A 13,025-nucleotide genomic window follows, 5' to 3' on the forward strand; every position below is an offset into this window, starting at 1 on the left:
GCTGATTCAACTTCAATCGGCACGCAAAAATCGCGACATCAAGCCGCGCTTCCTCTCAATGGATCCCGCCTGCACCAGCAGCACGCTGATGTTGTCACGGCCGCCCCGGGCATTGGCGGCTTCGATCAGGTGGGCGGCTTTGTCCTCCAGGGGTTCCTGTACCAGGGCCAGCGTTTGAATCTGATCGTCTTCGACCATGTCGGTCAAGCCATCCGAGCACATCACGAACAGATCCTGCGGCTCCACGGGAAACTCATTGATTTCGACCAGTACAGCACTTTCCACGCCAAGGGCGCGAGTGACCAAGTTGCGCTGGCCCGATATCGCCGCTTCTTGCGGCGTGAGGATGCCGGCATCCACCTGTTCCTGCAGCCAGGAGTGGTCGCGCGTGATCTGCCTCAGCACACCGCCGCGCAAGCAGTAGCACCGTGAATCGCCGATGTGCCCGAGGATCAGGCGGTCGCCCAGAAAAACGCCGACCACCACCGTGGTGCCCATGCCCGAATACTGCGGATGGGAGAGCGACGCATCGAAGATGGCGTGGTTGGCCCGCTCCACGCAGTCTTCCAGCGCCCGGCGCACTTCCGTCGACGCGGCACGGGGGCCGGCTTGCGCCAGCCACTGGGTCATTTCGTCGTGAATGAGGCTGGTGGCCATGCCGCTTGCGATTTCGCCCGCGTTGTACCCGCCCATGCCATCGGCGAGCACTGCCAGCTGCGCGCTGGCGTCCGCGATCACGGCGTCTTCATTGTTCGAGCGCACCCGGCCTTGGTCGGTGCGGGCACAAAACTGATAGTTCAGCTTGATTCCCAAGGTCATGCTTCACCCGGCGCAGGGAGAAGCAAAGCTGCGCCAGCGGTGTGCGCAGTCCCTGTTGCAGTTTTTTGAAAATCCCCCATGTCGTGCCCTGTTGCGTCGCGTTCCGCATCATAGACGACGGACCTGTCGCTGAGAGGGCCTCGGGGTCGGCCGACCCCAAGTTTTCATCGGGCTACCGGAGGCACAACCGCATCAACCGGCCGCCGCCGAGTTTTGCTGCGCCCGCGCCTGCAGGAATTTTCCGGCGCCCACCACGAACAACGCCCCCAGAGCAGCCGCCACATAGTGCAGGGAGGGATGGGCCAGGACGACATCGTGCAGCGATGCATCGCTGGCGATGGTCTCGCCCCCCACCCAGCCGATCAGGCCGGCTCCGAACAGAACGATGATGGGAAAGCGCTCCATGAGCTTGATCATGAGCGTGCTGCCAAAAATGACGAGCGGAATGCTGATGGCCAGGCCGAGGATCAACAGGACCATGTTGCCGTGGGCCGCGGCGGCCACGGCGATCACGTTGTCCAGGCTCATCACCAGGTCGGCAATCAGGATGGTGCGGACGGCCGCCATGAGCCCGCCGCCAGACTGGGAGCCTTCGCCGTCTTCGTCGCTGTCGGTCATCAGCTGCAGGCCGATCCACAGCAGCAGGCAGCCGCCGATGATCTGCAGGAACGACAGCTCCAGCAGCTTGGCGGCCACCACGGTCAGCACGATGCGCAGCACCACGGCGGCGCCGGAGCCCCAGAAAATGGCTTTCTTCTGCTGATGCGGGGGGAGCGAGCGCGCGGCCAGTGCGATGACCACGGCGTTGTCGCCGGACAGGATGATGTTGATCCAGACGATCTTGACGAGGCCGATCCAGAAGTCGGCCGTGTGCAGGAATTCCATGCGAGGTATCTCCGTGTTATGAATGAAAGAGGCGCCCGAAACCAGGGTTTCGGGCGCCTCTTCTTTTATGGGAGAGCGCAGTTTATCGGGGCTGCAAACCCCTTTCGTCCGTAGTTTTGCTTACGGATTACTTCAGCTGCGCCTTGAGCAGCTTGCCGAGCTCGGAAGGATTGCGGGTGATGATGAAGCCCGACTCTTCCATGATGGCGAGCTTGGCATCGGCCGTGTCGGCACCGCCGGAGATCAGCGCGCCTGCGTGGCCCATGCGCTTGCCGGGAGGCGCGGTCACGCCGGCGATGAAGCCCACGATCGGCTTCTTCATGTTGGCCTTGCACCATTGGGCGGCTTCCGCTTCGTCCGGACCACCGATTTCGCCGATCATGATGACGGCATCGGTGTCGGGATCGTCGTTGAAGGCCTTCATCACGTCGATGTGCTTGAGGCCGTTGATGGGGTCGCCACCAATGCCCACGGCGCTCGACTGGCCCAGGCCCACTTCCGTCAGCATGGCCACGGCTTCGTACGTCAGCGTGCCGGAACGGCTCACCACGCCGATGCGGCCCTTGCGGTGGATGTGGCCGGGCATGATGCCGATCTTGATTTCGTCAGGCGTGATCAGGCCGGGGCAGTTGGGGCCCAGCAGCAGCGTCTTCTTGCCGCCGGCGGCTTCCTTGGCCTTCATCTTGTTGCGCACTTCGAGCATGTCGCGCACCGGAATGCCTTCGGTGATGCAGATGGCCAGGTCCAGATCGGCTTCCACGGCTTCCCAGATGGCAGCGGCGGCGCCCGCGGGCGGCACGTAGATCACCGACACGGTGGCGCCGGTCTGCGATGCGGCTTCCTTGACGGAGGCGTAGATCGGAATGTTGAAGATCGACTCGCCGGCCTTCTTGGGATTCACGCCCGCCACGAAGGCGTTCTTGCCGTTCGCGTATTCCTGGCACTTTTCGGTGTGGAACTGGCCGGTCTTGCCCGTGATGCCCTGGGTGATGACCTTGGTGTCTTTATTGATGTAGATCGACATGTGTGTTCTCCGGGCTTACTTGACGGCAGCAACGATCTTGGTCGCAGCTTCGGCCATGGTGTCTGCGGCGATGATGGGCAGGCCGGATTCGGCCAGCATCTTCTTGCCCAGCTCTTCGTTGGTGCCCTTCATGCGCACGACCAGCGGCACGTTCAGGTTCACGGCCTTGCAGGCGGTGATGACGCCGGTGGCGATGGTGTCGCACTTCATGATGCCGCCGAAGATGTTGACCAGGATGCCTTCGACCTTGGGGTTCTTCAGCATGATCTTGAAGGCTTCGGTGACCTTCTCGGGGGTGGCACCGCCGCCCACGTCCAGGAAGTTGGCCGGCTCGCCGCCGAACAGCTTGATGGTGTCCATGGTGGCCATGGCCAGGCCGGCGCCGTTCACCAGGCAGCCGATGTTGCCGTCCAGGCTGATGTAGGCCAGGTCGAACTTGGAGGCTTCCACTTCGGCCGGATCTTCTTCGTCCAGGTCGCGGTAGGCCACGATTTCAGGATGGCGGAACAGCGCGTTGGCGTCGAAGTTGAACTTGGCGTCCAGCGCCATCAGGTTGCCCTTGGAGTCGCAGTTCAGCGGGTTGATTTCCACCAGCGAAGCGTCCGTCTCCATGTAGCACTTGTAGATCTTGGCAAAGATGTCCACGGCCTGATCGATGGACGCGCCGGTCAGGCCGATGGCTGCAGCCACCTTCTTGCTCTGCTCGGCGGTGATGCCGGTCAGGGGATCGATCATCTCGGTGATGATCTTCTCGGGCGTGGAGTGCGCCACTTCCTCGATGTCCATGCCGCCTTCGCTGGAAGCGATCAAGGCCACCTTCTGCGTGCCGCGGTCGGTCACCAGCGAGACATACAGTTCGTTCTTGATGTCGGCGCCGTCTTCGATGTACAGGCGGCGGACCTTCTGGCCTTCGGGGCCGGTCTGGTGCGTCTTGAGCTGCATGCCCAGGATTTCGCCCGAGATGCGCTTGACGTCGTCGATGGTCTTGGCGACCTTCACGCCGCCGCCCTTGCCACGGCCACCGGCGTGGATCTGGGCCTTGACCACCCACACGGGGCCGCCGAGCTTCTGGGCAGCCTCCACGGCTTCCTGCACCGTGAAAGCAGGGATGCCGCGCGGAACGGGCACACCAAAATTGCGCAAGATTTCCTTGCCTTGGTATTCGTGAATCTTCATGAGGTCTCTCTCAGGGAAGGATGTTGGTAACCCGTTTGCCATGAGCAGATGTCTGGCCGCGGGCGGGTGACATGGCAACCGGCGACTGTATCATGCTGCGATGCACCATCCCCTTGCGGATGTCACGTACCACGGCGGGCCGCCACGGCCATCTTTTGCAGGAGCATTCCATGTCCAAAGTCTTCATCGACGGCGAAGCCGGCACCACGGGCCTGCAGATCCGCGAGCGCCTGCAGGCGATGCCGCAGGTGCAGGTGGTCAGCATCGCGCCCGAGCGGCGCAAGGACCCGGCCGCCAAGCGCGAACTGATCGCCGGCGTGGACCTGGTGATCCTGTGCCTGCACGACGATGCCGCCCGCGAGACCGTGGCCATGGTGGACGAGATCGAAAAGGCCAGTGGCCGCCGCATCAAGGTGATCGACGCCAGCACGGCGCACCGCACGGTGGCGGGCTGGGTGTTCGGCTTTCCCGAACTGGCCGCGGGCCAGAGCGATGCCGTGGCATCGGCCACGCGGGTGGCCAACCCCGGTTGCTATGCCACCGGGGCGATCGCGCTGCTGCGCCCGCTGGTGGAGGCCGGCCTGGTGCCGGTCGATTTCCCGCTGGCCCTGCCTTCGGTGAGCGGTTACTCGGGCGGCGGCCGCACGATGATCGAGGCCTACGAGCAAAACGCCGCCCCGGCCTTCGAGTTGTATGCCCTGGGCCTGTCGCACAAGCACCTGCCCGAGATCATGAAGTACACCGGCCTGACCCGCCGGCCGATCTTCGTGCCGGCCGTGGGCAACTTCCAGCAAGGCATGCTGGTGCAGCTGCCGCTGCACCTGGACCTGCTGCCCGGCGCGCCCAAGGCAGCCGACCTGCACGACGCCCTGGTCGCGCACTACGCCAAGAGCAACACGCCGGACCAGTGGGTCAAGGTGCTGCCGCCGACGGACGACGGCAAGCTCGACGCCCTGGCGCTCAACGACACCAACCAGCTCGAACTGCGCGTGTTCGCCAATGAAAACTACCGCCACGCGGTGCTGGTGGCCCGCCTGGACAATCTCGGCAAGGGCGCCAGCGGCGCGGCGGTGCAGAACCTGAAGCTGATGCTGGGCCTGTGATGGGCCGTGGCGGCTGAGGGGCGGGGGCAGCGCCGCGATGCCGTGCGCCCCGCCTCAGGCCCGCCCCATGCGCTGAAAGAGCCCGCCGGGCAGGCGGGCCACCTGCCCGTCCAGTTCCAGTTCGAGCAACGCGACCTGCAGCGACGCGGCATCCATGCCGGTGCGCGCCATCAGGGCATCGAGGCCCGTCGGGTCGAACCCCAGCGCCTGCAGCAGTGGCGCGTGCTCTCCAGCCGGCAACCCCTCGCTGCTGTCGCCATCGCCATTGCTGCGCGGCAAGGGCGCCTGCGATGCGGGCGCGGCCCGCGGTGCCTCTGAGGGCGCCAAGCGCAATTCTTCCAGCACGTCCTGCGCGGACTCGACCAGTTTGGCCCCCTGCCGGATCAGCGCATGGCAGCCCCGGGACTGCGGCGCGTGGATGGAGCCGGGAATGGCGAACACCTCCCGCCCCTGCTCGGCGGCCAGTCGGGCGGTGATCAGCGAGCCCGAGGCCAGCGCCGCCTCCACCACCAGCGTGCCTTGCGACAGCCCGGCGATGATGCGGTTGCGCTTGGGGAAATTGCCCGCCAGCGGCGGCGTGCCCAGCGGGTATTCGCTCACCAGCACGCCGTTTTGCGCGATGCGGTGGGCGAGGTCCAGGTTCTTGCGCGGGTAGACGCGGTCCAGCCCGGTGCCCACCACGGCTAGGGTCGCGGGCAGGTCGTCGGCAACGTCCACGCCGCCATCCAGCGCCCCTTCGTGCGCCGCGGCATCCACGCCCAGCGCCAGGCCGGAGACGATGCACAGACGGGCGCTGCGCAGCGCCCGCGCGAACTGCCGTGCATGGTCGGCGCCCTGTGCCGTGGGATTGCGGCTGCCCACGATGGCGATGCAACGCTCGGTCGTCCAGGGTGTCCTCTGCGCCAGGAACCGGGGTGCCCCCATGAGGTAGAGCATGAGGGGCGGGTCTTCGGTGGCCAGCAGGCCCGGCGGATAGCCGGATCGCCCAGCGTGACGATCTGGCGGGCGGGCTGGCCCGGCGCCGCACCGTTCAGCCACTGCCACGTGGTCTCGACCAGCGCCTCGAGCGTGGGCGGCACGGTGCCCAGGGCCCGCGCCTGGGCGGGCGTGGCACAGGCCTGCAGCGCCGCTGGCGATGCGGTGAACAGGTTCTGCGGCAGCCCGAACGCGGCCAGCAGCCGGCGCGCGGCCCCATTGCCGACGCCGGGTGTGAGCGCCAGCCGCAGCCAGGCGGCCAATTCGTCCCGATCCATGGAGGTCAAAGCAGGCATCCCGAGGCCACGGGGCGCCCGCCAAGGCGCCCCTGGAGAGGGCCGCAGGGCTTACTGCGGATTGACGAGGCGGTCGCCGACCCGCACGCCCTGCTGCACCTGCAGCAGCAGCACGTAGGAGACGCGATCGAACGTGCGGAACACCATGCCCACGCCGTTGGCCTCGCTCGGCAGCTTGATCATGGCCTTGTTCTCGTCGGTCTTGTCCTTGATGCGCTCGCCCTTGGTGAGCAGCGTGAGGACATGGCCGGCCTCGATCCCGTCGCGGGTGCCGCGGTTGATGGCGATCACCTGGTTCTGCGCGGCATAGGCCACGGCCGAGCTGCCATACAGCGACACGACGCGCGCATCCACCGGGGCCTGCGGCGCGCGCGGCGTGTAGCTGGCGTAGCCGCGCGCGGGGGCGGGCAGCAGGCGGTCGCCGGCGCGCATTTCTTCCTTGGCGCTGCTCAGGTCCACGGTGGCGGGCACCACGTCGAGCGTGACTTCGCCCTTGGGATCGCGCGTTTCCTCGGTGGTCTCGCCGCGCACCAGTTCGGCCTTGCCGACGTACTGGGCTTCGTAGCCCAGGATCTCGCCGGACTCGGGGTCCTTCATGGGGATGGCATTGCGGAACACGCGGTACTGGCGCGGCACGCCGGGCCCCAGGCGCAGCGGATTGCCGGTGGCGCCGCGCACGTAGGCCCGGTCGCCGCTGGCCATGAGCACGCGTTCATCGACGGTGGCGACGATGCGCGGGGCCTGCTGCAGCGTGAGCTCGTCCACCACCAGCGGCTCGACGAGGAACGGCTCGATCAGGTGGGGCTGCAGGGTGGGCAGCGCGGTGCCGGCCAGGCTGTCGGTGCGGGTGCGGGGCGAGACGCGCACCGTGTCATTGGGCACCTGGCCCGACGGGCTGGTGCGCAGGCGGGCATAGCCGTCCACCTTTTCCAGGTACAGCGTCTGGCCGGGGAAGATGAGGTGCGGATTGGGGATGGCCTGCAGGTTCATGCCCCAGAGTTCGGGCCAGCGCCAGGCGCGCTGCAGGTACATGCCGGAGATGCCCCAGAGGGTGTCGCCGCGCTTGACCACATAGGTGTCCGGCGCGTTGGCGGCCAGCTCCGACATCGGCACGCCCCGGGAGGCCACCTGCTGGGCGGTGGCCCGCTGATCGGTGGTGACAGGGTAGTTCTGGGCATGCGCGGGGCCGGTCAGCAGGGCTGCGGCCAGAAAAGCCAGCGCTCCCAGCGCCGTGGGCCGCAAGCCTGTGGATGCCGTCATGTTGTTCCTCTTGTCATGCATTGCGAAACGCCCCTCGCTGGCGCCAGCGCGTGTTTGTCGGTTACAAAACCCGCCGGTTGATACGTTACAAATCTTCTCGGATTCTCAGCCCAAGCCCTTGATTGGGCAACGATTATTGCGGCGGCCGGCGGCCGCCCTCATCAAAAGTGGCGAAAATAGCGACATCTTTCCGGGTTCGCCATGGCCATTCTTCCTATTCTCTGTTACCCCGATCCCCGCCTGCACACGGTGGCCAAGCCGGTCCAGGCGGTGGACGACCGCGTGCGCGCCCTGCTGGACGACATGGCGGCCACGATGTACGACGCCAACGGCATCGGCCTGGCGGCCACACAGGTGGACGTTCACGAGCGCATCGTGGTCATCGACGTCTCCGAGGACCACGACCAGCCCCAGGTCTTCATCAATCCCGAGATCATCTGGGCCAGCGAGGAAAAGACCGTGGGCGAGGAAGGCTGCCTGTCGGTCCCCGGCATCTATGACGGCGTGGCGCGCTCCACCGCGGTCCACGTGCGGGCGCTGGACGCCCAGGGCCAGTCCCGCGTGGTCGAGGCCGAGGGCCTGCTGGCGGTGTGCATCCAGCACGAGATGGACCACCTGCTGGGCAAGGTGTTCGTCGAGTACCTCTCGCCCCTCAAACGCAACCGCATCAAGACCAAGATGCTCAAGCAGCAACGTGAGGCACGATCATGATCGCCTGGCGCTCCCTTTCCTTTTCCTCCCTGGCGCGCGGCATGGCCGCCATCGGCTTGGCGGCCGCGCTCACCGCGTGCGCGTCGCCCGACTTCGTCAAGCCCGGCGCCTCGCGCGCCGAGGTGCTGCAGAACCTGGGCCCGCCGGTGTCCGTCACGCCGTTGCCCGGTGGCGGCGAGCGGCTGCTGTACACCACCCAGCCCGCGGGCCGGCAGGTGTACCACATGGACTTCGACGCCGGCGGCCGGCTCGTGCGAACGGACCAGGTGCTGACCTTCAACAACCTGGCCGGCATTCCGGCCGGCTGGACGGTGGACGACGTGCGCCGCACCTTCGGCCCGCCGATGCGCGTGGAGCAGGTGGCGCGCTTCGACGGCGACATCTGGACCTACCGCTTCCGCGACGACCTGGGCACCCGGCGCTTCGGCCACGTGCACATCGACCCGCGCGGCGTGGTGGTGAAGGTGATGTTCACGGACGAGCCCGATCCCCGCGATCTGCTGGGATTCTGACGCCGCGACCGCCTTCATGAAGATCGTCTTTGCCGGCACGCCCGACTTCGCCCGCGTCGCCCTCCAGCGCCTGCTGGACGCCGGCTTCACCGTCCCCCTCGTCCTGACCCAGCCCGACCGCCCCGCCGGCCGGGGCATGAAGCTGCAGGCCTCGCCCGTCAAGCAATGCGCGCTGGAGCACGGCATCGCCGTGGCGCAGCCGCGCAGCCTGCGCCTGGACGGCAAGTACCCCGAGGACGCGGCCGCCGCGCGCGATGCGCTGGTCGCCGCCGGGGCCGATGCCATGGTGGTGGCCGCCTACGGGCTGATCCTGCCGCAGTGGGTGCTGGACGGGATGAGCGCCGCCCGGCCGCCCGAAGGCGCGAAGGGCCCCCTCGGGGGGCAGCGAACCACGCGCAGCGGGGAGCGTGGGGGCCCGCGGACTGGGTTGCCTGAACATCCACGCCAGCCTGCTGCCGCGCTGGCGCGGCGCCGCGCCCATCCACCGCGCGATCGAGGCGGGCGATGCCGAGACGGGCGTGACCATCATGCAGATGGATGCCGGCCTGGACACGGGCGACATGCTGCTCATCGAAAAGACCGCAATCGGCCCGCGCGACACGACGGCCACGCTGCACGACCGGCTGGCGACCTGGGCGGCCGCATGGTCGTCGAGGCGCTGCAGCGCGCCGCCCGCGGCGGCCTGGCCGCCACGCCCCAGCCCGCCGAGGGCGTGACCTACGCGCACAAGATCGAGAAGGCCGAGAGCGCCATCGACTGGGCCCTGCCCGCCGAGGCGATCGGCCGGCGCATCCGCGCCTTCGACCCGTTTCCCGGCGCCTCGACCACGCTGGACGGCGAGGCGATCAAGGTGTGGAGCTACGAAATCGATAGCACGATGCCGGCGGATTCCATGCCTTGCGGGCAGATTCTGTCCGTGAACGATGCCGGCGTGACGGTGGCCTGCGGCCACGGCGCGCTGCGCCTGACCACGCTGCAGCGCGCGGGCGGCAAGCGGCCCTGCCGGTGGCCGACTTCCTGCGGGCGGCTTCGCGCTCGCGCCCGGCATGGTGCTGGGGGGCGGCGCGCCGGCCGGGGCGCGGGAATGAGCGCCCGGGGACTGGGCGCGCTCGTCCGGGATCCCGCCTACCGCCAGGGCGTGCTGGACATGTTCGGCACCAGCGTGGGCGTGGGCGCCTGGGGGCTGGTGACCGGCGTGGCCATGGTCAAGAGCGGCATGTCGGTGCCGATGGCGATCTTCATGTCGCTCGCGGTGTACGCGGGCAGCGCGCAGCTCACGGTGATCCCGCTGATGGCCGTCGGCGCGCCGCTGTGGGTGGTGTGGCTCACGGCCTCGTGCGTGAACCTGCGCTTCGTCATCTTCAGCAGCCTATGGCGCAGCTACTTCGCGCACCTGCCGCTGCGCCGGCGCCTGGCGGTGGGGTATTTCAGCGGCGACGTGATCTTCGTCGCGTTCATGAAGCGCTACCCCCAGCCCACGCCGCAGCCCGAGCAGGTGCCGTACTTCTGGGGCGCCGCGTCGATCAACTGGCTGTCCTGGCAGGTGCCGTCGATCACGGGCATTTTGCTGGCCAACGTGGTGCCGCTGTCGTGGGGCCTGGGCTTCGCGGGCGTCCTGGCGCTGCTGGGCGTGATGCTGTCCATGCTGTTCGACCGCGCCACCTGGCTGGCCACGGGCGTGGCCATGACGGCGGCCATCGCGGCGTTCGCGCTGCCGCTCAAGCTGAACATCCTGGTGGCGATCGCGGCGGCCGTGGCCGTGGGCCTCATCATCGAGACGGTGGACCGCCACCTGCGAAAGCCCGAGGTGCTGCTGGTGCCGGCCGAGAGCGCGCTGCCGCCCGAGGAGAAAAAGCACGTGCAGGACGGCGACGTGGTGCCGCTGCGCGAGGAGCGCCACCCATGAACTGGTCCTGGGTCGAACCCACCATCGCCATCCTGGGCCTGGCCGCCATCACGGTGGTGTCGCGCGCGTTCTTCATGATTCCCGAGCGCGAACTGCCCCTGCCCGACTGGCTCAAGCGCGGCCTCAAGTACGCGCCGCTGGCCGCGCTGGCCTCGGTGATCGCGCCGGAGATCTTCATGGCGCAGGGCGAGCTGATCGGCACGCTGCAGGACGCGCGCCTGCCGTCCGTGCTGTGCGCCGCCGGCTACTACTTCTGGCGCCGCGGCATCCTGGGCACCATCGTCGTGGGCATGGTGGTGTACCTGCCGCTGCACATCGGCCTGGGCTGGTAGCCCACGGGCGGCGCCGGCCGACACGGCCGGGCACGGGGCCGCACCTACAATGCGGCGCAGTTTTCCACCCTCCCCGCGCCGCCCGCCGGCCCCATCGATCCATGCACATCCTTCGCTTTTCCGACCTCTGCGCCCAAGGCCAGGCCCGTGGCCAGCGCGTGTTCATCCGCGCCGACCTGAACGTGCCGCAGGACGACGCCGGCCACATCACCGAAGACACGCGCATCCGCGCCTCGGTGCCCTGCATCCAGATGGCGCTGGACGCCGGCGCCGCCGTCATGGTGACGAGCCACCTGGGCCGCCCGACCGAGGGCACGCTGCAGCCCGCCGACTCGCTCGCCCCCATCGCGAAGCGCCTGGGCGAACTGCTGGGCCGCGAGGTTCCGCTGGTGGCTGACTGGGTGGACGGCGTGGCCGTGCAGCCCGGCCAGGTCGTGCTGCTGGAGAACTGCCGCGTGAACCCCGGCGAGAAGAAGAACGACCCCACGCTGGCCAGGAAGATGGCCGCGCTCTGCGACATCTACGTGAACGACGCCTTCGGCACCGCGCACCGCGCCGAGGGCACGACCTACGGCATCGCCGAATACGCCAGGACCGCCTGCGCCGGCCCGCTGCTGTCGGCCGAGATCGACGCCATCACCAAGGCCCTGGCGCACCCCGCACGGCCGCTGGCGGCCATCGTGGCGGGCAGCAAGGTCTCGACCAAGCTCACCATCTTGAAGAGCCTGGCCGACAAGGTGGACCAGCTCATCGTGGGCGGCGGCATCGCCAACACCTTCATGCTGGCCGCCGGCCTTCCGATCGGCAAGAGCCTGGCCGAGCCCGACCTGCTGGACCAGGCCCGCGCCGTGATCGACGCCATGAAGGCGCGCGGCGCCGAGGTGCCGATCCCCACCGACGTGGTGGTGGCCAAGACCTTCTCGGCCGACGCGCCCGCCACGGTGAAGGCCGCCGCCGACGTGGCCGACGACGACCTGATCCTGGACATCGGCCCCGAGACCGCGAAGAAGCTGGCCGCGCAGCTCAAGCAGGCCGGCACCATCGTGTGGAACGGGCCCGTGGGCGTGTTCGAGTTCGCCGCGTTCGAGAACGGCACCCGGGCCATCGCCCAGGCTATCGCCGAATCGAGCGCGTTCAGCATCGCGGGCGGCGGCGACACGCTGGCGGCGATCGCCAAGTACGGCATCGAGAAGGACGTGGGCTACATCTCCACCGGCGGCGGCGCCTTCCTGGAAGTGCTGGAGGGCAAGACGCTGCCGGCCTTCGAGATCCTGCAAAAGCGCGCCCAGGGCTGAGCCGGCGGCGGGTTCACGCCCGCTGCTTTTTTGCTATTGAATTAATAGCGACATGCCCTAGTGATGATTGTGCTGGAGGCACTTTTCATGCCGCACCCGCTGTGGCCGCAGGGCGCTGCGGCCACAGCACCGAGGCGATCGCCAGCACCATCAGCGCCACGGCCGCCCAGTCCTGCCAGTGCAGGCGCTCGCCCAGCCAGACCGCGCCGCTGAACACGCCCAGCACCGGGATCATCATCACGCTCAAGGTGGACGCCACGGGCGGCAGGCCGCGCACCAGGAAGAACCACGCCGGCTGCGCGAAGCCGAGCACCAGCACCGCGTTGAAGGCGATGGCGCCCCAGCCCACGGCGGACGGGGCGTGCCAGCGGTCGTGCTCCAGCAGCAGCGCCAGCAGGCTCAGCACCACGGTGCTCTGCACCGTCATCCAGAACGACAGGGTCAGCACCGGCAGCGGCAGGGTGCTGCGCCGCAGCAGTTGCGTGCCCAGCGCCCAGCAGGCGGCAGCGGTGAGCATCAGCCCCACGCCGACGGGCCGGCCGCCGAGCTGGCTGAGTTCGTGCCACAGCAGCAGCAGCACGCCCCCGGCCGCGCCGCCACGCCCGCCCAGGCGCGCGGCGCCAGGACGGTGGGCCGAAGCACAGCGCGCCCAGCACGGCCGAGAAGATCGGCATGGTGTAGCCCAGGATGGCCGCGCGCCCGCTGGACAGCGACGGAATGGCCGTGATGCT

At 68.3% G+C, this 13,025-nt stretch carries 11 protein-coding genes and 3 pseudogenes; 7 read left to right on the top strand and 7 right to left on the bottom strand.

The window, feature by feature from the left end; all coding sequences use genetic code 11:
- Positions 1 to 12: 12 nt before the first annotated feature.
- The 4 genes from AC27IO_RS08055 to sucC all read right to left on the bottom strand — a co-directional run bounded on the left by AC27IO_RS08055 (position 13) and on the right by sucC (position 3,904).
- Positions 13 to 819: a Stp1/IreP family PP2C-type Ser/Thr phosphatase gene (locus AC27IO_RS08055; RefSeq protein WP_487089026.1), complete on the bottom strand. Its 807-nt coding sequence runs from the start codon at positions 817 to 819 to the stop codon at positions 13 to 15.
- Between the two features lie 192 nt (positions 820 to 1,011).
- Entirely contained in the window at positions 1,012 to 1,704 is a 693-nt protein-coding gene (locus AC27IO_RS08060; protein ID WP_284400617.1) for a TerC family protein, read from the bottom strand.
- A gap of 127 nt (positions 1,705 to 1,831) precedes the next feature.
- Positions 1,832 to 2,728: a succinate--CoA ligase subunit alpha gene (sucD, locus tag AC27IO_RS08065; protein ID WP_092742583.1), complete on the bottom strand. Its 897-nt coding sequence runs from the start codon at positions 2,726 to 2,728 to the stop codon at positions 1,832 to 1,834.
- A gap of 15 nt (positions 2,729 to 2,743) precedes the next feature.
- Complete coding sequence (sucC, locus tag AC27IO_RS08070; RefSeq protein WP_272566514.1) at positions 2,744 to 3,904, bottom strand: ADP-forming succinate--CoA ligase subunit beta; 1,161 nt, start codon at positions 3,902 to 3,904, stop codon at positions 2,744 to 2,746.
- Between the two features lie 170 nt (positions 3,905 to 4,074).
- Between sucC and argC the strand changes: the two genes are divergently transcribed.
- Positions 4,075 to 5,007 carry an N-acetyl-gamma-glutamyl-phosphate reductase gene (argC, locus tag AC27IO_RS08075; RefSeq protein WP_284430613.1) on the top strand — a complete coding sequence of 311 codons (933 nt, stop codon included), beginning with the start codon at positions 4,075 to 4,077 and terminating at the stop codon, positions 5,005 to 5,007.
- A gap of 54 nt (positions 5,008 to 5,061) precedes the next feature.
- Here the strand turns inward: argC and dprA are convergent.
- Positions 5,062 to 6,260 (bottom strand): annotated as a pseudogene (dprA, locus tag AC27IO_RS08080) (DNA-processing protein DprA).
- 69 nt (positions 6,261 to 6,329) lie between these two features.
- Entirely contained in the window at positions 6,330 to 7,538 is a 1,209-nt protein-coding gene (locus AC27IO_RS08085; protein WP_272566511.1) for a LysM peptidoglycan-binding domain-containing protein, read from the bottom strand.
- Between the two features lie 201 nt (positions 7,539 to 7,739).
- On the opposite strand from AC27IO_RS08085, the gene def reads away from it, so the two are divergent.
- The 6 genes and pseudogenes from def (at position 7,740) to AC27IO_RS08115 (ending at position 12,294) form a co-directional block, all read left to right on the top strand.
- The gene (def, locus tag AC27IO_RS08090; protein ID WP_284406528.1) at positions 7,740 to 8,249 is read left to right on the top strand and encodes a peptide deformylase; all 510 of its coding nucleotides are present in this window, start codon (positions 7,740 to 7,742) and stop codon (positions 8,247 to 8,249) included.
- Positions 8,246 to 8,761, top strand: a complete 516-nt coding sequence (locus AC27IO_RS08095; protein WP_498738335.1) for a hypothetical protein — start codon at positions 8,246 to 8,248, stop codon at positions 8,759 to 8,761. Before def ends, AC27IO_RS08095 begins: the two co-directional genes overlap by 4 nt.
- A gap of 16 nt (positions 8,762 to 8,777) precedes the next feature.
- A pseudogene (locus AC27IO_RS08100) lies at positions 8,778 to 9,849 on the top strand (methionyl-tRNA formyltransferase).
- Positions 9,846 to 10,667: an AzlC family ABC transporter permease gene (locus AC27IO_RS08105; RefSeq protein WP_317360105.1), complete on the top strand. Its 822-nt coding sequence runs from the start codon at positions 9,846 to 9,848 to the stop codon at positions 10,665 to 10,667. Before AC27IO_RS08100 ends, AC27IO_RS08105 begins: the two are co-directional and overlap by 4 nt.
- A complete protein-coding gene (locus AC27IO_RS08110) occupies positions 10,664 to 10,999 on the top strand; it encodes an AzlD domain-containing protein (RefSeq protein ID WP_284406531.1) in 336 nt (111 codons plus the stop codon). The genes AC27IO_RS08105 and AC27IO_RS08110 overlap by 4 nt, the downstream gene beginning before the upstream one ends.
- 101 nt (positions 11,000 to 11,100) lie before the next feature.
- Positions 11,101 to 12,294, top strand: a complete 1,194-nt coding sequence (locus tag AC27IO_RS08115; protein ID WP_498738338.1) for a phosphoglycerate kinase — start codon at positions 11,101 to 11,103, stop codon at positions 12,292 to 12,294.
- Between the two features lie 85 nt (positions 12,295 to 12,379).
- Here the strand turns inward: AC27IO_RS08115 and AC27IO_RS08120 are convergent.
- A pseudogene (locus AC27IO_RS08120) lies at positions 12,380 to 13,025 on the bottom strand (DMT family transporter); the annotation flags it as partial.

The organism is Acidovorax sp. KNOB132, assembly GCF_057541515.1.